The sequence below is a fragment of the Pseudomonas sp. NBRC 111139 genome, from assembly GCF_001753955.1.
Classification (GTDB): domain Bacteria; phylum Pseudomonadota; class Gammaproteobacteria; order Pseudomonadales; family Pseudomonadaceae; genus Aquipseudomonas; species Aquipseudomonas alloputida.
Map to the genome: position 1 here is coordinate 127768 of NZ_BCBP01000019.1, position 20508 is coordinate 148275.

The window sequence follows — 20508 nt, forward strand, 5'->3', positions numbered from 1 at the left end:
CGATCCCACTGCACCAGAGCCTGTCACAGGTCGATCGATCCAGCTCTCAGAGACGAATTCACAGCAATCGTGCTGATCGGCTACTACAGCACGGTATACCGTAAGTGCTCCATGAACCCCACATTCAAAGCGCTTACCTGATGCCCGATGCTGTGCTCCCGATTTCCTTCTGGAGCCAGCCCTGCATGATGCGCCCCGACAGCAAAGTCGAAAAAGTCTACCTCTACCCCAAGCCTGTGGACTTTCGAAAGTCCATCGACGGCCTTACTGCCTTGGTAGAACTGGATATCAAAGTCGCCGTGTTCGACCCCGTGCTCTTCGTCTTCCTCAACAAGGCGCGTAATCGGATCAAAGTGTTGTACTGGGAGCGCAACGGCTTCTGCCTCTGGCTCAAGCGCCTGGAAGCCGAGCGCTTCAAAATGTCGCCTGAGCCCAGCGACGAAGCGATTGTCCTGACCGTCCAAGAACTCAATTGGCTGCTCGACGGTTTCGACCTTTGGCGCAACCGTCCTCATCAGGTTTTGACTCCGCGCTACGTCGCCTGACCCGGTATAATCCGCGGCATGATTTCCGTGCCCGACAATCTCCCAGACGATCCTGCCCTGCTCAAGCAATTATTGCTTGAGAGCTATGCTGCCCGTTTGCGCGAGCAGGAAGTCAATCAGGCCCACATCGTCCAAATTGACGATCTGAAAGAACAAATCAAGTTATGGCGTGACCGTTTCTTTGGCCGCAAGTCCGAGCAAACCGTCGATCCCAAAACGCCGCAACTGGCCATGTTCGATGAAGCGGAAAATGACCCTCTGCTGGCTGTAGTCGATGATGCCAATGAAGAAGTCGTTGTCCCGGTCAAGCGCCGTGGCAAGCGCAAGTCATTGGCGGCTAATCTGCCACGTATCGAAGTTATCCATGAGTTGCCCGAACACGAACTGACCTGCGCCTGCGGTTGCCGCAAGCATGTCATCGGCGAAGAAACCAGCGAGCAGCTCGATATCGTGCCGATGCAGATCCGCGTACTCAAACACGTGCGCAAGATCTATGGCTGCCGTGGTTGCGAGGCTGCTCCTGTCACTGCTGACAAGCCCGCCCAGTTAATCGAAAAAAGCATGGCCAGCCCAACCGTGCTGGCCATGCTGCTGACGACCAAGTACGTCGATGGCTTGCCGCTACACAGGTTTGAAAGTGTGCTGTCCCGCCACGGCATCGAGGTTCCACGACAAACCCTGGCACGTTGGGTGATCCAGTGCAGTAAATACTTCCAGCCGCTGTTGAACCTGATGCGTGATCGGCTGCTGGAAAGTCCGGTGATTCATTGCGATGAGACTCGCGTCCAGGTGTTGAAAGAACCGGATCGAGACCCGACCAGCCAATCCTGGATGTGGGTGCAAGCCAGTGGCCCGCCTGATCGACAAGTTGTGCTGTTCGACTACACCACCAGCCGTGCGCAGGAAGTACCATTGCGTCTGCTGCAAGGCTATCGCGGCTATGTGATGACCGACGATTATGCGGGTTACAACGCTTTGGCGTTGCAGCCCGGTATCGAGCGACTGGCATGCATGGTTCACGCGCGCCGCAAGTTCGTCGAAGCACAAAAGGTGCAGCCCAAGGGTAAGACCGGACGAGCCGATGTGGCGCTGACGATGATCAATAAGCTGTATGACATCGAGCGCGACCTCAAGGAGGTCAGCGACGAACAGCGGTTCATCGGTCGCCAGGAAAGAAGCTTACCGATCCTCGGTCAGCTGAAAAGCTGGCTGGACAAGACGTACGCCCAGGTGACGCCGCAAAGCGTATTGGGCAAGGCGGTGCATTACCTGGCAAACAACTGGAGCCGCCTGGAACGGTATGTCGAAGCGGGCCATTTGCCAATCGACAACAACCTGGCAGAGCGTGCGATAAAACCGTTTGTCATTGGGCGCAAGGCTTGGCTGTTCAGTGACACGCCCAAGGGCGCCACGGCAAGTGCGCAGATATACAGCTTGGTCGAGACCGCCAAGGTCAACGGCCAGGAGCCCTATACGTGGCTGCGCCACGTACTTCAGCGCCTGCCGTATGCGTCGTCGGTCTCAGACTACGAAGCCTTGCTGCCATGGAACTGCTCGCCAGAGATACCACGGTAAGCTGAGGCCCTATCTTTTAGAAGGTGGGGTTCATGGATCGCACTCGGTATACCTGCGCATCACGGTAAGCCGAGTTGATATGATCACCGCTGGGGCGCCACACTGTCCCCACAGTGCGCCCGCGCACTCAAGACCACCTGATTGCTTTACTTCATGGATTGAACAACGTCCGTCACTCACGGACAGTACGGATAGTTGAGAGGCATAATGACAGAGCCAGCCAACACCATGCCCTCAGGAGAGGGCGAACGCAACGCTCAACGCGGATTCGTTCAACAGTATCAATCCGGCGCAGCAGCGATCTATGCCGCGTTAGATAAAGACCAGTTGAATTGGGTTGGACTAGCTGATCGTAGCGCAGGCATCGCTGACGATCTCGTATTAGGCCTTCCGGGAATGGCAGTTGGTCACCAATTCAAGACCTCCATGTTCCCCAAAGCTTTCCAGGTTGAAGCCCTGCTGCTTGGCGCAGAAGGCATGTTGCTGAAGCTGGTGACCGCATGGGCGAGTCTGCGCCAATCCCATAGTGAGGCCTTAACAGAGGTTCGCTTCGTTACCAACGACATACCCACCACTAATGATCACTTGCTAAGCGACAAGGACGATCACAGCGCTGCTTTCTTGCGAGAGTTCGAGCTTTACCACAGCCGCACCCTATCCGAATGGCGAGCCACCCGTTGGCAGCCCTTCATTGACAAACTTGCGGTGGCGTCCAAACTCCCTGACACGGACTTCGAGACCTTCCTGCATGCCGTCCATTTTCTAACGGGATCAGCCGCTGACTTCATCTTGAGCCATCGCCTGTCGTCAGCGTCGTTAAAGCTAGTCCAGCAAATTGCCTCAAAGCTCCCCGACTTGGTCGCCGACCGACGCAATAAGGATCGTTGGAGCCGCGCCGAGCTGCTTGCAGAACTTGGCTGGAAGGATCGCTTCATCGTGCACCGCCCCCACCAATTCCCTATTGGCGAGCACGTTCAGCGCAATCGTAAAACCGAACAACAACTTCTGGAATGCATTGACCGACTGGACCACGGATACCTGGCCCTTGTCGGTCCTCCAGGAGCCGGTAAGTCAACTCTACTCCAATCGGCACTCAGTGGCGGGCCGAAGCGGCAGTTGGTGCGATACCTTGCCTACATGCCTGGCGAAGGCCAAGGTATTGGCCGTGCCGAAGCCGATGACTTTCTCGACGATCTCAACACTCAGCTTAGGCAAAGTGGCTTGGCAGGACGCTTGGCCCGCAACAACACCCTACAAGAGCGACAGCTAGAGCTTGAGCAACTGCTACGCCAAGCTGGGGACCGTTATCGCGATGAAGACATCCGCACACTTATCATCGTCGATGGATTGGATCATATCCCCCGAGAAGAGCACCCTGCTCGCTCACTACTGACAGAGCTGCCACTTCCAGAGACGCTGCCAGCGGGCGTATTGATCCTGCTCGGAACCCAGCGACTGGAACTGACTAACCTCAAGCATCAGGTTCGGGAACAAGCCTCCCTGGCGGATCGCAATATTCAGATCGCACCGCTCTCACCAGAAGCCGTCAGCGAGATGGCACTGAAGCTTGGGTTGGACGAAGCCGTGCCCCGACCTAGCATCTACGAGCTTTGCCAGGGACACCCTCTAGTAGCACGGTACTTAATAGAAGCTCTGCGTCAGGCAGACACAGCTCGTCGGGACGCACTGTTGAACGGGGCCTTCAGCTTTGAAGGCGACATCGAGCGCGTCTACAAGGCGGCTTGGCGCGAAATTTCCGATGATGCAGACGCGAGAAAGGTCATCGATTTTATTGCACGCGCTGAAGGTCCAATCCCACCCGAATTGCTGGCAGTGGCTACGTCAGAGCACGCTGTAGAAACCGCATTGAGGTCGACGAGCCATCTACTCAGCCAGACTACTCACGGTTGGAGTGTGTTCCACAACAGCTTCCGCCTGTTTGTGCTAGAACAACCCAAACTTCGCTTTGGGAAACTCGACCCAGACTATGCACCATTGATCTATCGCAAGCTGGCGGAGCTCACCCGCTTTGCTGAATCGGATAACCCGCAGCGCTGGCTCGAGTTGAGGTACCTGGCACGCGCCGAGCTACACCAGGAAGTACTCAGGCTGGCACAGCCGCGCCGATTCAGGCATCAACTTGCAGATTCACGCTCAGCGACTGAGATCCAAGGTGACATTCGCTTGGCATTGATTTGTGCCAAGCACGAGCCAGACGCATCTGCGGTCTTTCGTCTGCTGCTCGCACGAGATGAAATGGAACGCCGCTCCTCCGCAATTGAGCAAGCCCCTTCAGTTGTCGATGCGTTGCTGGCGCTCGGCGATATTGATGGAGTCCGAACGATGGCAGAGGGGCAAATCGGTGACCACTACAAGGCTATTGATGCGCTTCTTGTAGCAGGCGAAATCGATAGTGCCAAGGCTCTATTCAATGAGATTGACCCCTTCTCCAGGGACTCACAGGTGTCCCCTATTCACTCAGATTTGGAAGAGTGGGCACAGCGGGTCTTCCACTTTCGGGACGCGGAACAGATAGAGATGTGTTTGGCGAAGTTGACCGCCACCGAAGGTGGACACGGGCTAGACACTGTAGACATCACCACACTTCGGTGCAACATCGCCCGTTCGGCCATGCTCGCTGATCCTGATAGCGACCCATCGCTCACGGCACTGCAGCTCGGTGTCAGTGACCCTGAACTGCCCTACCTGCTGATAGAAGCCGGCCTACGCGCATACGATCGCCGAGAACTTGATAGAGCACAAACATTTGTCGACGCCGCGTATACACATCCAAGCTTCCCAGGCATTGCTAATGGTATGCGCAGGCAATTGGCAACCCTCGCCCTGCGCCTCGGTAGCGAAACAGTATCCACCACGATTTTTGAAGGACTGGAAACTCCATCCATCGCATTAATGGATAACGCTAGCGGTGAGCACAGTGCGGAGAACATCACTCAAGCAGTCATACAACACGCAGCACTCGCCGCAGCACTTAGGCTACCCGTTACCAATACCGCAAAGTCGAAGAGCCCGGTACTGAGACCACTGCAGCACCATGCCAACACAATTGGCATGCTGCTGGGTCGAGCACGTACAGGTCATGAAATCGCTCTAGGCGAAGTCGTTCAGGCGACTCAAGCTCTGCTTGGCTTTCTCGACAATGCTCGCGCCGCCAGTTCTAGTGAATTCTATGCGACCCATCAACTGAGCAACATTGATCCGATCTTGAGCCAGATGATGATACGGATCGCCTCAATGTGTGGAGAGCAAGAATTCAAAGCAGTGGTTCAACTGTTTGACTCGTCATTTGCCAATAGAAAGGGGACCGCCAAGCAGAACATTCCCTCCCGAAGAGCGGCGATTGAAGAGATTTTTCACAGCAATGGCGATATGCAAGCAGCCTTCGATCGACTGGAAGACCTTTTGGGTGTGATCCACGGTAATACCCCGGAAGAACACATCGATCTGATCGCAGGCCTGGCAAAACTGTTCGCTGAGATGGGCAACACCGAACGCGCCCGCGAGCTGTTGCAACAGCTGCATGCCAACACGCTCGGCTACGCCTTGCCGGCCAAAAAAGATCCACAATACTCTTTGTGGGGAAATCTTCTAGAATGCGCCAACCATCAGGATCCGGATGGTCGCGCGCAGCGTGTAGTCCTTATGCTAGAACAGCTTGCCGGCATGAACCTGACGGAGGGCCGTGGTGCTGCTCACCGTCTGGCCTCCAGAGTGCTTACAGAGGCGGCGCTGTGCGATTCTGCACTCGGGTATCGCGCCGCCAAAGTGCTCACCTCAGAGGGGCTTTTGAGCTGGGATCGCGCTATCAATGCGCTGATGATTGGAGTAATCCGACGAAATCCAGGATTGGCCGTGTCATGCACGGTCACTTGGAGATCACTTGCCCTTCCTTTCTACACCGAACCTTACTATAGGGAAGATCAAACCGGAGAGTTCGTCAGCCAAGTCGTTGCCATTGCTCCAGAATCAGACCTTTCCACGGTTGTTGGAAACCTGCTGGATGGTATTGAGATTCACAGCACGAGCGCAGCACGAGTCAGGTTGCTTCAGCGTCTCCTCGCGGCTCTGAAGCAAAGGGGAATCAACAACGAACGCGCCAATGATGCACTGCGCCGTTGGCAAGCTGAGACACCCATACCTCATGATAGGGGCACGCCAGGAAAGTACGATGACATTGGCTCATTGAGCCTCCTTGATGATGAGCTCAGCCGCGACAAAGCTCCGAGTTACGACTCCGCCCGCGCATTCTCGCTCCTCTTGAATACCGCAACACTGGAAGAAGCGACTTCCATTTTTGAACGCTGGCCCTTCATCCAACGTGACAGCCATGCCCGCTTCTCACTGATCGAACGAGCGCTTGCCGAAGATGACAAGACACTGGCTAGGCGTCTGGTGACTGATAGCCAGAGCCATGACGATGGACGCCCTAGTTGGAGCTACTGGAGAGGCGCAGCGAAGCTAAAGTACTTTCAAGCACTCATCGAGCTTGATGGATCTAAGGTGCATAAAGAAGCCTACGCAGACTTGCTCGAGGAACTCATTACCGCACCGGACAATTCATCTCCGATCCTATTTGACACTAAGGATGTGCTGTCGACTATCTGCGCAACACCAAATTGGGTAGCGGTGTGGGAGCTTCTTGCCGAACAACTTGCAACGACCAGAGAGCGTTCGCTCGCTCAGATTAACCTCCCAACGCAGGCCCCTGAATCAGATGAAGCACTGATTGCCGCGCTGTTCCAATGGGCCTTTTCCCTTTCTGCGATTGAACTCACAAATCTTGCCCGCGCTGGTGCCCTGCAGCTTTCGAGGGCAACCCAAGGCAGGGCGGCCTTCCATTTACTGGTGGATGCCCTATTGGAAGGCAACAGGGATGAGCCAGCGGAGTCGCTTCAGCTACTTCTGCGCGACACGCACGCTACTGCGAAGGATTGGGCCGATCGGATTTCGCCGTTGGTAAATGATCCGGACTACGTAGTGGCTGTCTTCGCAAGTTGTCTTCTGGATCGTTGGGGAAACGCCTGGGCAATGACACGACAAGAGCTACCATTTTTCTATCGTTTGCAGATGCCTGCCAGCAAGGGTGACGTCGACCCCTCGTTTCTGACCGACCCCTCGTCCGGGGCGATGCGTGTGAACGACCCACTCGGATGGACAGCTGCACTGACCTCTCAAGTCGATGACCTGGCCCGAACCGGCGTCTCAATGGCAACCATCCGCCATCGCTGCTACTCGCTGATTGAGTCATGGGGCGGGTTGGAGGCATTTGGCCAATCCGAGACAATGCGCCTGCAATCCGGGCTGTCTAAATTGGACATGAAGATCACTTTCATGAGACCGCATATGCTCGCAGCGCTCAGAGCACTTCGCCATGTTGCGGGAGAGTTTCGTCTGGCAGGACTAGTGGGAGCACCCGCCATCCCCCGATTGCTCTACGGAATGAACTATCAAGCCGACGCGCCACCGCTCATTGGTCCGACGGTGCGGCCAGCCTTCATGCCACGTCCTTCCGTGCACCAAGAAGCAGGGTGGCATTCGGGGCAGATGCAGTGGCTGGATGAGACTGAACTCGACATTTCGCCACTGATGGATAACGGCGACTCCGTCATTGCCGAGATATCTCATTTTTACTGCCGTCTTGTCAGACGCAACCTTGAAATGACAAGGGCAAGAGCGCCGTTCTTTGCCGACAAGGAACGCAGAGCGAGCACGGGCTACTCACTTCCCGGCGCCCTGTGGATTGAAGGAGTGAGGGCGCCTGAGGAGCCATCTCCGACAATTGTCCGTAGGGTATCGATCAGTCACATACCCAGTTATCCAGAGCATTTATTGGTGTTGTGCCCTGAGTGGCTGCAGCGTTTGGAGTGGCAACATGATCCAGATAATTGGATGTACTACATTGATCAGGTCGGCGATTGCGTTGCGAAACTAATCTGGTGGCGTGATGGCGCCCCGCTGGATGTTGATCAAGATCAATTCTGGGGAGAAGGAGTAGCGCTCGTCGTTACGTCGAAGGGGCGTAAAACTCTAGAAGACGTTGCAGGTCCTCTAGATATCTGGGTACACGCTTGTCGCTCAGTAGACGGTGATAAACCTGCGGAAAGGTACCTGAGCCGAGTTGAGCGATAACCTGCTAATCGGAATAGCCCCGTCAGAGCGATTGGCGGATTTTTCTTCGCACCGAGGGAGTCGAGCAGCCTGACAAGTTGATGCGGTTCCAGGCCATATTCCACCTCGTCTACCTGGACTATGGATGCTCGCTGCGCCGCAGTACGCTACAAACCTGCAACAAGCAGCTGGGACGAGCCTGTACCCAGTGAGCGCAAAGGCACGCCGCTCTCATCATGCAAGGCGATTGCACCGCCTGAAGCCTATGGAGACTACAAGCGCTGGTCGCTGGACGACCTGCCGATCATTCCCAGCCGCTGGCAACTGGTAGCCAAACCCAAGGTCGCTGGCCAGCTCAAAGTCATCAGCCAGCTGCTGAGCACCTGCAGCGAAGTGGTGATCGCCACCGATGCCGACCGCGAAGGCGAGATGATCGCCCGGGAAATTCTCGACCGCTGTCAGTACCAAGGGCCGATTTTGCGCCTATGGCTGTCCGCACTGGATGAAGCGTCGATCCGCCAGGCCTTGAGCGCCTTGCGCCCAGGAGAGCAGACCTTGCCGCTGTACCACTGTGCGTTGGCCCGCTCGCGTGCCGACTGGCTGGTCGGCATCAACCTGAGCCGGCTGTTCACGCTGCTCGGCCGCCGCGCCGGTTTCGATGGTCTGCTGCCGGTGGGACGCGTGCAAACCCCCACCTTGCGTTTGGTCGTAGAGCGCGACCGGGCGATCGCCAGCTTTGTGCCGCAGCCATTCTGGACCGTCGATACGCACCTGGAGCAGGACGGCATTTGTTTTCAAGCGCGGTGGCAACCCAGCGCCGATGTCAGCGATGTGGTTGGACGCTGCAACGACGAAACCGCCGCGCAGAAGGCGGTCAGGCGCCTCACGCAAGCTGGCACCGCGCAGATCGACAGCGTCGAGGTCGAGCGCGTGCGGGAAGGTCCGCCGCTGCCGTTCGACCTGGGCACGTTGCAAGAGATCTGCTCGGCCAAGCTGGGACTGGGTGCACAGGAGACCCTGGCCACTGCCCAGGCCCTGTACGAGACCCACAAGGTTACGACCTACCCGAGAAGCGACTGCGGCTACTTGCCGGAAAGCATGCTCGATGAGGTGCCGCGCGTCCTTCACGCCTTGGCCGCAGCCGCACCATCGCTGGGGGCAGTACTCAAGGACGTCGACCCCAGCCGCCGCTCACGCGCCTGGAACAGCAGCAAGATCACCGCGCACCACGGCATCATTCCCACCGCCGTTTCGCTGAATCTCGCGCAGCTCTCCGAGCGCGAGCGGGCGGTGTACACGCTGATTCGGGCCCGCTACCTCGCGCAGTTCATGCCCGAGCACGAGTACCTGAAAACCCAGGCGCTGCTGCACAGTCAGGCAGACCAACTGGTGGCGCGCGGCAAACAGATTCTGGTCCGCGGCTGGAAGGTAGTGATCAACGAGGCCGACGGCACCGAGCCGGCCGAACAGGCGCAGCGCTTGCCGACGTTGCGTGAATCCGCGACGGTGGCGCTGATCGACGCCACGCTCAACGCACAGCGTACACAACCACCCAAGGCCTACACCGAGGGCACGCTGGTCAAAGCGATGAAAACCATCGCCAATCAGGTGGCAGACCCGCGGCTCAAGCAGAAGCTCAAGGACAGCTGCGGGCTTGGTACCGAAGCTACCCGCGCGGCCATCATCCAGGGCCTGATCGACCATGATTACCTGATCAAGAAGAAACGCAGTCTGGCCGCCTCAGCTGCAGCGCATACCCTGATCGAAGCGGTGCCGCCGGAGGTGGCCGATCCGGTCATGACCGCGCTGTGGGAGCAGGCGCTGGACCGCATCGAATCGGGCCAGCTGAGCGTCGAGGCCTTTCTCGCCAAGCAGGCGGAGTGGCTGACCCGACTGGTGCGCAGTAACGCCACACTCACCCTGCGCCCGCCCCCCAGCAAGGGGCCGTTCTGCCCGGTGTGCCGCAGCGCCATGCACCAGCGCAAAGGTCGCACCGGCAGCTTCTGGTCGTGTATCCGCTACCCCGAATGCAAGGGCACCAAACCGGTGGCCAAGACCAAGCGGGCGAAAAACACATGACTTGACGGCACACCACAGCGCTGGTGTAGTGATCTGGCCCCTCGCCGCTTGGCGACCTAGACCGATTCGCTCCGGGCAGCTCGGTCAGACTCCTAGAGTTCGGAGCCACACTTCAGCGCATCCGCGGATGACTTCTCAGCGTTCCGAGTCTCCCAGGTGGATGACCCGTGCGGCTTGTACCAGGCCATAGGGGTCATCCGCCTCGGCGACGATGCTCATCTCCGGTGCCCGCCGGCGAAACACTGGGCACCTTTTGTGCGCGGATGCGTGCCAGTTGATTCCGACCCAGGCCACGACAAGGGTCGGTTGATCCAGGTGGATCGGCAGTGGAGGTCTGCGACGGACTCCGGTGCCACATCGCCGGGTCAAGGGTGGTCCAACTCCTCCTAGCCTGATGACCGTCGGGCTATTTTTTCGTCGCCGACAATCCACCGAAAGCCACCCGATTCCGCCCGCCCAGCCCGCCCGAAAACCACGGTTGACGGGCCTTTTGCAGCGTTTTATAGATGAGCTGCACCTCGCTGTCGTTGACAGCACCCAGGTAGCCAGGACCTTCAAGGCTACGCCCAGTTCGGGTGGTTCTTTCCCAAAGTGCGACTCGCGCTCGGCAGCTCGCACGGTCACCGTCCCATCGGTGATGAGCGCCTTCTCGACCGATCATGTGTTTGCACCTCCCCTTGCGGAACTCACCAGCCGCCAGGGCCGGTGGATGTCCGCGTTTCTGCTGAACAGGAGCTCCATCATGACGACTGCAAGCAATAACGCCCCCACCACCTACTTCAACCTGCACACCCAAGGCATCGGTTACCTGAACCGTGTTCGCGAAGTCCCGGTTCGCCGCGGCCAAGCGTTCATGGCCTGTGACATCGCTGCCTTGCACGGTGCCTCGGACGACGTCGAGTACACCCGCTTCGACTGCAAGGTCGCCAGCGGTGAAGCCGACCGGCTGATCCGTGAACACCTGGAAGACGTCCGAGCTGAACGCAAGGTCCTTATCGCGTTTCGCATCGGCGACATCTGGGTCGATCCGTTCCTGTACGAGAAAGGCGAACGCAAGGGGCAACCCGGCGCCAGCCTCAAAGGCCGACTGATCTTCATCGAGTGGATCAAAGTCGATGGCCAATTCAGCTACCGTGCGCCAGCGCGCACCGACGCCGCCGCCCCTGAGGCTGCTGAATCAGCAGAGTCGGAACAGGTGGACGGTGACGCTGATCAAGGCCAGCCAACTCCACCCGCTGCACGCCAGTCTGCTTGAGGCAGGTTGACCGCACGCAGCAGGCGCTCTTATGAGCGCCTGTTGTTCATTCACGTCGGAGGCCGCCATGGAAAGCTTCTGGCTCTGCGAAGACTGCCTGCAGGCGGTCGCCTACGACGACTTCAGCGCGCTGTCGCTGTACTACAGCGAGGCTGAAGTCAAACACCGCATCGCTCACATGCGCGCCCAACTGCAAGCCCTGCTACCGCTGAGCGCCGATTTCGATCCCCATACCGGCGCCGGTATCGAGGCCTTCTCGATGCAACCGTGCGAGGGCTGCCAAAGCCCGCTGCATGGCACGCGACATCGCTTCACGCGCCTTTGATCACGCACTTAAACCAGCCTGGGGCACGCCCCCACGGGGCGCTCCATCTGCCACGAGGAATTGCCCATGAACACCGCCTTGAACCTGGTCGAACCGCTCGATTCGGTACTGGCCCAACGCGCCCGTGAGGATGCGCTGATCACCGAGGCCCTGCAGTTGCTGGACCAGCGGCACTTCCAGCGCGGCGAGGTGCTGATAACCCCCGCCGATGCTGCAGCCTACTTGAAACTGCAACTCGCCCCTTACCACCACGAAGTGTTTGCCCTGCTCTGCCTCGACTCGCGCCACCGTGTGCTGAGCTTCGACATTCTCTTCACCGGCAGCATTGACGGTGCCTCCGTGTATCCCCGCCAAGTGGTCATCAAGGCACTCGAACACAATGCCGCCGCCGTGATCTTCAGCCACAACCACCCCTCCGGCTGCTCGGAACCGAGCGGCGCCGATCGGGTGCTCACCACCCGCCTGACCGAGGCTTTGGCCCTGGTCGAGGTACGCGTCCTGGACCACATCATCGTCGGCGAAGGCATCCCGCTTTCGTTGGCCGAGTACGGCTGGATGTGACAGCCCACCTTGCCTTTGAGGTCACCGCCCGTTCGGGGTGGCCTCGGCGCTTTCGGAGAATCACCATGCACCCTTCCCTGCCCAATCCGTTTCTTCGCGGTTTCCAAGACCTGCGCTATGAGCGTGTCCTGCAGATCAGCTATGCCGACGATTGCCCACCGTGCTACCGCGCGCTGCACCCGGCTCAGAACGAGCTGCCCGATGAGGCCATCAGCCTGCAGCCGTGCCTGTTCGATGACGACGTCGCGGTGATCACCGACGGCGTGTGCGTACCCGAGTTTCTGCGCATGCGCTGCCCGGTCGACGGTCTGGTGAACACGGTGCTCTACCAGATCATGGGCAATCAGCTCGGACGCCCGATGCATGTCGGCGACCTCGGCAATGTCGAGGCGGCGCAACACCTGGTCGAACAACTGTCCTTCAGCACCGGGCACTACAGTCGCAGTTGGGAAATCAGCAGCGCCCACCTGCCCGCAGACGACTTCGAGTACCTGCAGGTGCGCGCTTGGTGCAATTCACCGGCGGGCTTCTTCGAGTGTTTCGAGCTCAACAGCAACCATGCCGTGGGGTGCAAGCTGTACTCGACACCCTGGGTAGCGGCACATCAAGCCAGCAGGATCGGCTGGAGCGCCAGCGAAGTCTGTGCGCGCATGCGCGATGACCATGTCCCGCCGGTGCTACTCCAGCTGCTGATGCTGGCAGGCCAAGCAGACACCCGCCTGCTGATCTTTGACCCTGATGCGGCACCGCTCTCAGAGCTACCGCTATTCACCGAAGACTGACCAAGGCGCCCTCTCGGGCGCCTTTTTTGTGATGGCCGACTGAAAAGCTGGCTCGCCGAATTCGGTTTTCCAGTAGGGACTCGCCTCGTGCCTTCGCCATCGTGTCGGCAACATTTGTCGAGGCCCGGTCATGCACACACCCACACTCCCCATCCTCGGGCTGCTGCTCGTCCTGGCCGGCTGCAGCACCCCGCCACCGGCCCCGGCACCGGCAGCACCACCCGCCTTGCCGGCGGCATCGCCGCAGCCGAAAACCTCGCTTCCGGCTTGGGTGCGCCAGGACCGCTACACCCTGGTCACGACCCGGCCGACGCTGGAGCAGCGCCAGCCGCTGTATCAGTTGGTCAACGTACAGATCGCGCCAGCCCTGCATGCCACCGTCGGTGAAGCCCTGCGTCACGTGCTGCAACGCTCGGGCTACGCGCTGTGTGCCGATAGCGCAGCGGTGGATCGCTTGTTCCGACGGCCGCTGCCTGCGGTACAGCACCAGCTCGGACCGATCTCGCTGCTGGACGCCCTGACCATCATCGGCGGCTCGGCCTGGCGACTCGACATCGATCCAGTAGAACGGAGCGTGTGCTATGCCCTGCGCGTGCCGTCGCCTGCACCTCCCTTCTCCACACTGGAGATTGCGCCATGAAGGTCCTCCATTTTCAGGCGCTGGTGGTCGGTGCCCTATGCCTGGGCGCCGCGGTGCTCGCCGCCGAAACGTACAACCATCACCAGCAGTTGGCCGAGCTTCAAGCTGCCGCCCGCAATGCCCCAGCCGATCCAGCGCCCGCCCTGCGCCGCGATATCGATGCTTTGGCCGACAAGCTCACGACGCTACAGCCGCAGGTCGTGGCGTTGGGCGAGGCGCAAGGTCGACACGTTGCGGCGCAGGCCGCCCTCGGCCGGCAGCAGGATGAGCTGGCCGCCTCGTTCAAGACGCTCCAGGCAGCTCCGCCAGGTCCAAGCAGCAACGATCTGACGGCGCTGGAACAACGGCTGGCCACGGCAGAGGCCACGCTCGAGAAACTGTCGGCCCGCCCTGCTGCGCCTGCAACCGCCAACACGCAACCGCAGGCCTCCAGCGGTGAGAAAGCCAAGGCCAAGCCTCTGGCCCCGCCCTTCACCCTGCTGGGTATCGAGACTCGAGGTGACGTCAGGTTTGTGGCAGCCCTGCCCACAGGTGCGCATTCGCTGACGACCGTGCACTTGCTACAGCCTGGCGACAGCTTGAACAGCTGGCAGCTGCGCGCGATCCGCACGAACCAGGTGGTGTTCCATGTCCCCGGACAGGGCGACCACACACTGCCCCTGCCGTGACGAGGTGCTTATGGCTAGGTTCTCCCGCCTTTCGCTCATCCTGCTCCCCGCCTGTTTATTCGCAGGACTGGCGTGGACCGCGCCAAAACTGGTCGACTCGGCTCCGCAGTTCAGCGAACAGATGCCACTGGGCCGGCAGGCATCCGACGCGGCTCGGGCCAAGGCCTGGGGGCTGACCGATGATGAGTGGGCCAAGTTCGAGCGCCTGCAGGCTGGGCCTCGCCACTACTGGTCACCGCAGCTCGACCCGCTCACCACCCTCGGCGTGGAAACCGACTCGGATCAGGAACGGCAACGCTACGCCGAGCTGCAGGTCCGTCTCGAGGCCAAGCGCGCCGAGCGCGAGTTGGCCTACCAGAAGGCCTACACCGCCGCCTGGGCACGACTGTTCCCGGGCATGCTGCCCGTGCAGGGCATGGCCGACGATCCAGCGGCTACCCCTGCCGGCCGCTTTACCCTGTTTGTGGAGGAACGCTGCCCGCCCTGCGTCACCGATACCCAGCAATGGCTGCAAGGCGGCGCACACCTCGATGTGTACCTGGTCGGCAGCCAGGGTGACGATACGCGTCTACGCCGGTGGGCTCGGGGCGCGGCCATTACCCCCGCCCAGGTCAGCAGTGGCCAGGTCACTCTCAACCATGACCGTGGCCGCTGGTTCGCCCTGGGCGCCAGCCGCCCCTTGCCAGCGCGCTTCCACCAGGTGGACGGCAAATGGCAGCGCATCGACTGATTCTGGCACTGGCCTTATCCGGCGCCACGGCCGTTAAAGCGGGCGTGCTGCCGCCGCCTGCGTATCAATTGGCCGCCGAGCACGCCGGCATCCCCGCCTCCGTGCTGTTCGCCATCGCCCTCCAAGAGAGCGGCACGCCGCTGCGAGGTCACCTCATGCCTTGGCCTTGGACCCTGAATGTTGCTGGTACGCCGCAGCGTTTCGCCCGCCGTGATGAGGCGTGTGCCGCACTCAAACAGGCGCTGATCCGTCACGATCCCAAGCGCATCGATGTCGGGCTGGGCCAGACCAATCTCGGCTACCACCCGGACCGCTACCACAGCGCCTGCGAGGCTCTCGATCCTCGCACCAACCTTGCCGTGACGGCAGAGCTGCTCCGCGCCCACTACGCCGACAGCGGTGACTGGGTCGTGGCGGCGGGCCGCTATCACCGCCCTGCCGGTGGTAAACCTGCAGCGCGCTACCGCCGACAGTTCAGCCAGCACTGGCAGCGTGTACAAGCGGTCGTGGCGTCTCCGAGAGGGCCGCAGCCATGAACCGTCGGTGCTGGGTAACGCTGTGTATTTGTCTCTGGTGGACGGTTGGCGCGCTCGCGGCACCCAGCCAGTTGCCCGATCCCCGCGCGCTGACGTGGGCCCTGCCCGTACACAGCACACGCCTGTCACCCGGTGCCGTGTCGCCAAGGACATTGAAGCTGCCCGGGTTGACGCCGCTGTTCCTGGTCGGGCACGACGCCGCCTCTCTGGAATGGTTGGCCCAGCATGCACAGAAGCTGCAGGAGTTGGGCGCCAGCGGCTTGGCTGTTGAAGTGGCCGACGCCCAAACATTGCGCCGCATCCAGGCGGCAGCCCCGGGCGTGGACATCTGGCCGGTGAGTGGTGACGACATCGCCGAACGCCTGGAACTACAGCACTACCCCGTGCTGATCACGCCGACCAGCCTGGAACAGTGAGGGTGCGCCATGGGCGAACATGCGATGAAGTCCCTGCTGCGTCCTGCGGTGGAGCTGTACACCGTGGGCATCTGCGCTGGTGCCGGCGCCCTGTGTCTGCACTCACCTTGGGCAGTGGCGCTGTCACCCGAGGTGGGGGCCGGCATGGCACTGGCCTACACCGCGTTTGGCCTGAAGCGGCTCAACGAGGCACGCATTGTTCTGCGCTACCGGCGCAATATCCGCCGCCTGCCGCGCTATTCGCTGACTAGCCGGCAGATTCCGGTGAGCGGCAAGCGCCTGTTCATGGGCCGCGGCTTTCGCTGGACCCGACTGCACACCCAGCGCCTTCTTGAGGCGCAGGACCCGGCGCTGGCCCGCTACGTCAATCAATCGGCTGCCCATCAATGGGCGCGGCGAATGGAACATCTGCTGGAGAAGGCCCCACCTGGGCTGTCACTGCTACCTCGCCTGACGGCCTGGGACAGCCCACTCAACCCGGTGCGGCCACTGCCGCCGGTGGGTGGCTCACCGCTGCTGCATGGCGTCGAGCCTAAGGAACAGGAGGCCAGCTTGCCGCTGGGCGAGCGTGTCGGGCACACCCTGGTACTGGGCACCACGCGAGTCGGCAAGACGCGCCTGGCCGAGGTGTACATCACCCAGGACATCCACCGGCCGAGCCAAGAGGTAGTCATCGTCTTCGACCCCAAGGGCGATGCCGATCTGCTCAAGCGCATGTACGTGGAAGCGCGGCGCGCCGGCCGCGAGCATGAGTTCTATGTTTTCCATTTGGGCTGGCCGGAGATCTCCGCCCGCTACAACGCCATCGGCCGCTTCGGCCGCATCTCCGAAGTCGCCACCCGCATCGCTGGCCAACTGAGCGGCGAAGGCAACTCGGCAGCATTTCGCGAGTTCGCCTGGCGCTTCGTCAACATCATCGCCCGGGCGCTGATCGAGCTCGGCCGGCGCCCAGACTATCTGCAGATCCAGCGGCACGTGGTGAACATCGACGCGCTGTTCATCGAATACGCCCAGCACTTCTTTGCCCGGCATGACCCGCAGGCCTGGGAAGCGATCGTACTGATCGAAGGTCGCCTGAACGAGAAGAACATCCCACGGCACATGATCGGCCGAGAAAAACGCGTAGTCGCCATCGAGCAGTACCTGACCGCCAAACGCATCTTCGATCCGGTGATGGACGGCCTGCGCTCGGCGGTACGCTACGACCGCACCTACTTCGACAAGATCGTAGCCTCGCTGTTGCCGCTGCTGGAAAAGCTCACCAGCGGCAAGACAGCGCAGCTGCTCGCCCCCAACTACACCGACCTTGACGATCCGAGGCCGATCTTCGATTGGCTGCAGGTCATCCGCAAACGCGGCATTGTCTACGTCGGTCTGGATGCGCTGTCCGATGCTGAAGTTGCCGGTGCCGTCGGCAACTCGATGTTTGCCGATCTGGTCTCCGTCGCCGGCCATATCTACAAGCACGGCATTGACCACGGGCTGCCAGGCTCCTCCAGTGCCACGGACAAGGTGCCGATCAACTTACACGCCGACGAATTCAACGAACTGATGGGCGACGAATTTATTCCGCTGATCAATAAGGGTGGTGGCGCCGGTATCCAGGTCACCGCCTACACCCAGACCCTGAGCGACATCGAGGCGCGTATCGGCAACCGGGCCAAGGCCGGTCAGGTCATCGGCAACTTCAACACCCTGCAGATGCTGCGGGTACGGGAGACCGCCACCGCAGAACTGCTGACCAACCAGCTGCCCAAGGTCAACGTGCAGACCCGAACCCTGGTCTCCGGCGCGACGGACACCGCCGATCCTGATGCCCGGACCGACTTCACCTCTTCCTCGCAGGATCGAGTCACCACCAATTCGGTACCACTGATTGAACCCGCGCACATCATCGCCTTGCCCAAGGGGCAGATGTTCTCATTCCAGGAGGGCGGACAGTTGTGGAAGGTGCGCATGCCGCTACCGAAACCGGCTAGCGACGACGCGATGCCAGCGGACCTGCAGACCCTGGCTGCGCGCATGCGCGAGTCCTACAACGCCAATGCGGGAAGTTGGTGGAGCACCACCGGCGGCGCTCCGACGGTCGATTTCGATCCAGAGCAGCCTCCACCCGGGCGCAGACACACCCCGTAGTCGCGCAGCCAGCAACCGAGTATGCGGAGCCCGTATGCCTACCACCCCGGCCAGCTCACCTCCTCCACAGCGAAGTCCGGGGCCCATCTTCGGCATGCTCGAGCTGTGTCTGCGACTGCTCGGCCTGCTGTTCGCTTCGCTGATATTCTCCATTTTGCTGGAGTTTGCGGGCATGCTGTGGTTCTGGCCCCAGCAGGGCTGGCATCACAGCCATGCCATGTGGCTGAGCGAGCTGGGCTGGCTCAGTGGCAACTTCAAGAATTCATTGCTCGTGCAAGAGCCGGCGCAAGCGACCGCCAAGGTCCTGGAACACCTGAACGACTGGCTCGTAGTGCGCTCTGGATGGGCGCAATCCGACACCCAGCTGAAACTGCTCAGTCAAGAAGCGGCAATCCAGGGGCAGTTCGCGCAGGTCTACGTTGTGATGCAGGACTATCTGCTGGCGGCCCTGTTTACGGTCTTTACTTTCGTAGTACGACTGGCCGTTCTCATACTCGCTACCCCTCTGTTCCTGCTCGCGGTGATCACCGGTGCGGTTGACGGTTTGATGCGCCGTGACTTGCGCAAGTTCGGGGCAGGCCGGGAGAGCAGCTTTGTATACCACCGAGCGAAGCGAACACTGCTACCGCTGGTGATCAGCCCTTGGGTGATCTACCTTTCCCTGCCCTGGACACTCAACCCCATCTGGGTCTTGGTGCCTTGTGCAGCACTTCTCGGCAGCATGGTGGCGATTACCGCTGCGACCTTCAAAAAATATCTTTGACAGTCCGCTATCGACCCATAGCGGTCGTTCGGAAAGGTCAGCAAATGGCCTGAAGCAGACGGTACGCGATAGGAGCGAGGTGCCGTCTTCGAAGTATTACCTCTCCAGGCCGAGTCACTAGGTCATCAAGCCCTAGCCGCAGGTTTGAGTCGGAAGCTGACGCCCATACGGTTGAACGCATTCATTGCGGCAATCGCCGCTGTCAGGTCAACAAGATCCTTTTCTGCAAACATCGCCGATGCGGCTGCATAAGCTTCGTCGGATACCTGTGTCTCGCTTACCCTGGTGACTTCTTCCGCCCAAGCCAGTGCTGAGCGCTCCTGATCCGAGAACAAATATTGCGCTTCATGCCATACCGGCACTAACAGCACCTTGTCCACTGACATACCTGCTTTGATCAGATCGCGTGAGTGAAGATCAATGCAATGAGCGCAGCCGTTGATTTGAGACACTCTGAGAAACACGAGGTGGATCAACGAGGCTGGCAAATTTGTCGCGGTGGTCACGAAATGATGCAGGCCGCCGAGGGCCTTAGCTGCACCAGGCGAAGCTTCAAACCAATTGAGACGATTCATGATTTCTTTTCCTTTGTATGAGCGATGAAGAGCGTGGCCGCTTGTTGGCATACGGCCCAGTTGAGATGCAAACCTTAACGCTTGGAGTAGATGTCGGCCCTGAAGCGGACTTTAGACTTGATCCACTCGACGGCTATGCCTAACAAAGTACGCCTGCACATCACCGTACCCTGTTGCCCTTCCAGTATTCAGTGACTCCCCCCCCTTGGCGGTACCCTCAACGGTGAAGTAATGCACCTGAGTGAGACCGATGGTGGCAAGGACGGCGGACAGGTAGGGGCGCAGAAAGTCCGGTTGACGGGCCTGTGGGCCGCCGATATAGCCCCCGCTAGCGATTGCGACGTAAACCGGACGATCCGTCAGATTTCCGACTTTGCCTTTGGCGGTGCCCAAAAACGTTTTGCCCACGCGTACCACGTGGTCGATCCACATCTTGAGTGGGGCGGGCACGCTATAGTTGTGTATCGGCGTGGCAATCAGCAGTACGTCGCATGCCTGTAGTTGGTCGATCAACTCGTCGGAACGGCTCAACGTACCCTTCTGACCGCTTGCTATGACTACGCGCTTATTGGCCAACGCCTGGGCGTAAGGCGAATCAACTGGGGCAAAGGTGTTGAGGTCTAAATCGATCAACTGGATACCCCTTCTGCCGGCCTGACTGGCCAAGGCAAATAGTATCTGCTGGGACAGTTTCAGACTTTCCGAAGCCTCTGCATTGGGGCTGGCGACCAGGCGAAGAATGCGCAAAGGAGCAAGTGGCTGTTGGGACGATGTCATGAGGTTTGCCTCCTTG

Annotated in this window: 17 protein-coding genes; 15 read left to right on the top strand and 2 right to left on the bottom strand. The window is 60.1% G+C overall.

The genetic code is table 11. The features are described from left to right. The first annotated feature begins 185 nt into the window (after window positions 1-185). The 15 genes from tnpB to BJQ17_RS05085 all read left to right on the top strand — a co-directional run bounded on the left by tnpB (window position 186) and on the right by BJQ17_RS05085 (window position 19140). A complete protein-coding gene (gene tnpB / locus BJQ17_RS05015) occupies window positions 186-545 on the top strand; it encodes an IS66 family insertion sequence element accessory protein TnpB (RefSeq protein WP_019437365.1) in 360 nt (119 codons plus the stop codon). A gap of 18 nt (window positions 546-563) precedes the next feature. Continuing rightward, window positions 564-2120 (top strand): IS66 family transposase, encoded by a 1557-nt coding sequence (locus tag BJQ17_RS05020; RefSeq protein WP_070095643.1) that lies wholly within the window; start codon window positions 564-566, stop codon window positions 2118-2120. 207 nt (window positions 2121-2327) lie between these two features. Next, a complete protein-coding gene (locus BJQ17_RS05025) occupies window positions 2328-8270 on the top strand; it encodes an ATP-binding protein (protein WP_070095644.1) in 5943 nt (1980 codons plus the stop codon). 120 nt (window positions 8271-8390) lie between these two features. Then, window positions 8391-10328, top strand: coding sequence for a DNA topoisomerase III (locus BJQ17_RS05030; RefSeq protein WP_256559436.1), 1938 nt, complete (start codon window positions 8391-8393; stop codon window positions 10326-10328). A gap of 742 nt (window positions 10329-11070) precedes the next feature. Next, a complete protein-coding gene (locus BJQ17_RS05035) occupies window positions 11071-11583 on the top strand; it encodes an STY4534 family ICE replication protein (protein ID WP_070095645.1) in 513 nt (170 codons plus the stop codon). 67 nt (window positions 11584-11650) lie between these two features. Further along, the gene (locus BJQ17_RS05040; RefSeq protein ID WP_070095646.1) at window positions 11651-11908 is read left to right on the top strand and encodes a hypothetical protein; all 258 of its coding nucleotides are present in this window, start codon (window positions 11651-11653) and stop codon (window positions 11906-11908) included. A 66-nt stretch (window positions 11909-11974) separates the two neighbouring features. Next, window positions 11975-12469 (top strand): JAB domain-containing protein, encoded by a 495-nt coding sequence (locus BJQ17_RS05045; protein ID WP_070095647.1) that lies wholly within the window; start codon window positions 11975-11977, stop codon window positions 12467-12469. Window positions 12470-12534: 65 nt separating this feature from the next. Next, window positions 12535-13251: a hypothetical protein gene (locus BJQ17_RS05050; RefSeq protein ID WP_070095648.1), complete on the top strand. Its 717-nt coding sequence runs from the start codon at window positions 12535-12537 to the stop codon at window positions 13249-13251. Between the two features lie 130 nt (window positions 13252-13381). After that, the gene (locus BJQ17_RS05055) at window positions 13382-13891 is read left to right on the top strand and encodes a PilL N-terminal domain-containing protein (RefSeq protein WP_070095649.1); all 510 of its coding nucleotides are present in this window, start codon (window positions 13382-13384) and stop codon (window positions 13889-13891) included. After that, entirely contained in the window at window positions 13888-14559 is a 672-nt protein-coding gene (locus tag BJQ17_RS05060; protein ID WP_070095650.1) for a hypothetical protein, read from the top strand. Before BJQ17_RS05055 ends, BJQ17_RS05060 begins: the two co-directional genes overlap by 4 nt. A 10-nt stretch (window positions 14560-14569) precedes the next feature. Next, on the top strand, window positions 14570-15289 hold the full coding sequence (locus BJQ17_RS05065; protein WP_070095651.1) for a TIGR03759 family integrating conjugative element protein: 720 nt from the start codon (window positions 14570-14572) through the stop codon (window positions 15287-15289). Next, window positions 15271-15825 (top strand): transglycosylase, encoded by a 555-nt coding sequence (locus BJQ17_RS05070; protein ID WP_070095652.1) that lies wholly within the window; start codon window positions 15271-15273, stop codon window positions 15823-15825. Before BJQ17_RS05065 ends, BJQ17_RS05070 begins: the two co-directional genes overlap by 19 nt. Next, the gene (locus BJQ17_RS05075; RefSeq protein WP_083285007.1) at window positions 15822-16241 is read left to right on the top strand and encodes an integrating conjugative element protein; all 420 of its coding nucleotides are present in this window, start codon (window positions 15822-15824) and stop codon (window positions 16239-16241) included. Before BJQ17_RS05070 ends, BJQ17_RS05075 begins: the two co-directional genes overlap by 4 nt. 9 nt (window positions 16242-16250) lie before the next feature. Further along, entirely contained in the window at window positions 16251-18377 is a 2127-nt protein-coding gene (traD, locus tag BJQ17_RS05080; RefSeq protein WP_070095653.1) for a type IV conjugative transfer system coupling protein TraD, read from the top strand. 34 nt (window positions 18378-18411) lie between these two features. Then, complete coding sequence (locus BJQ17_RS05085) at window positions 18412-19140, top strand: TIGR03747 family integrating conjugative element membrane protein (RefSeq protein ID WP_070095654.1); 729 nt, start codon at window positions 18412-18414, stop codon at window positions 19138-19140. Window positions 19141-19265: 125 nt separating this feature from the next. Here BJQ17_RS05085 and BJQ17_RS05090 read toward each other — a convergent pair whose 3' ends face one another. Together BJQ17_RS05090 and BJQ17_RS05095 are read right to left on the bottom strand one after the other, a co-directional pair. After that, complete coding sequence (locus BJQ17_RS05090; protein WP_012314951.1) at window positions 19266-19715, bottom strand: carboxymuconolactone decarboxylase family protein; 450 nt, start codon at window positions 19713-19715, stop codon at window positions 19266-19268. A 111-nt stretch (window positions 19716-19826) separates the two neighbouring features. After that, window positions 19827-20492, bottom strand: a complete 666-nt coding sequence (locus BJQ17_RS05095) for an FMN-dependent NADH-azoreductase (RefSeq protein WP_070095655.1) — start codon at window positions 20490-20492, stop codon at window positions 19827-19829. Window positions 20493-20508 lie beyond the last annotated feature (16 nt).

What these genes read in the sequence shown, in the direction of transcription:
- tnpB (WP_019437365.1), top strand. Translation starts at nt 186, where the DNA reads ATGATGCGCCCCGACAGCAAAGTCGAAAAAGTCTACCTCTACCCCAAG.
- BJQ17_RS05020 (WP_070095643.1), top strand. Translation starts at nt 564, where the DNA reads ATGATTTCCGTGCCCGACAATCTCCCAGACGATCCTGCCCTGCTCAAG.
- BJQ17_RS05025 (WP_070095644.1), top strand. Translation starts at nt 2,328, where the DNA reads ATGACAGAGCCAGCCAACACCATGCCCTCAGGAGAGGGCGAACGCAAC.
- BJQ17_RS05030 (WP_256559436.1), top strand. Translation starts at nt 8,391, where the DNA reads ATGGATGCTCGCTGCGCCGCAGTACGCTACAAACCTGCAACAAGCAGC.
- BJQ17_RS05035 (WP_070095645.1), top strand. Translation starts at nt 11,071, where the DNA reads ATGACGACTGCAAGCAATAACGCCCCCACCACCTACTTCAACCTGCAC.
- BJQ17_RS05040 (WP_070095646.1), top strand. Translation starts at nt 11,651, where the DNA reads ATGGAAAGCTTCTGGCTCTGCGAAGACTGCCTGCAGGCGGTCGCCTAC.
- BJQ17_RS05045 (WP_070095647.1), top strand. Translation starts at nt 11,975, where the DNA reads ATGAACACCGCCTTGAACCTGGTCGAACCGCTCGATTCGGTACTGGCC.
- BJQ17_RS05050 (WP_070095648.1), top strand. Translation starts at nt 12,535, where the DNA reads ATGCACCCTTCCCTGCCCAATCCGTTTCTTCGCGGTTTCCAAGACCTG.
- BJQ17_RS05055 (WP_070095649.1), top strand. Translation starts at nt 13,382, where the DNA reads ATGCACACACCCACACTCCCCATCCTCGGGCTGCTGCTCGTCCTGGCC.
- BJQ17_RS05060 (WP_070095650.1), top strand. Translation starts at nt 13,888, where the DNA reads ATGAAGGTCCTCCATTTTCAGGCGCTGGTGGTCGGTGCCCTATGCCTG.
- BJQ17_RS05065 (WP_070095651.1), top strand. Translation starts at nt 14,570, where the DNA reads ATGGCTAGGTTCTCCCGCCTTTCGCTCATCCTGCTCCCCGCCTGTTTA.
- BJQ17_RS05070 (WP_070095652.1), top strand. Translation starts at nt 15,271, where the DNA reads ATGGCAGCGCATCGACTGATTCTGGCACTGGCCTTATCCGGCGCCACG.
- BJQ17_RS05075 (WP_083285007.1), top strand. Translation starts at nt 15,822, where the DNA reads ATGAACCGTCGGTGCTGGGTAACGCTGTGTATTTGTCTCTGGTGGACG.
- traD (WP_070095653.1), top strand. Translation starts at nt 16,251, where the DNA reads ATGGGCGAACATGCGATGAAGTCCCTGCTGCGTCCTGCGGTGGAGCTG.
- BJQ17_RS05085 (WP_070095654.1), top strand. Translation starts at nt 18,412, where the DNA reads ATGCCTACCACCCCGGCCAGCTCACCTCCTCCACAGCGAAGTCCGGGG.
- BJQ17_RS05090 (WP_012314951.1), bottom strand. Translation starts at nt 19,715, where the DNA reads ATGAATCGTCTCAATTGGTTTGAAGCTTCGCCTGGTGCAGCTAAGGCC.
- BJQ17_RS05095 (WP_070095655.1), bottom strand. Translation starts at nt 20,492, where the DNA reads ATGACATCGTCCCAACAGCCACTTGCTCCTTTGCGCATTCTTCGCCTG.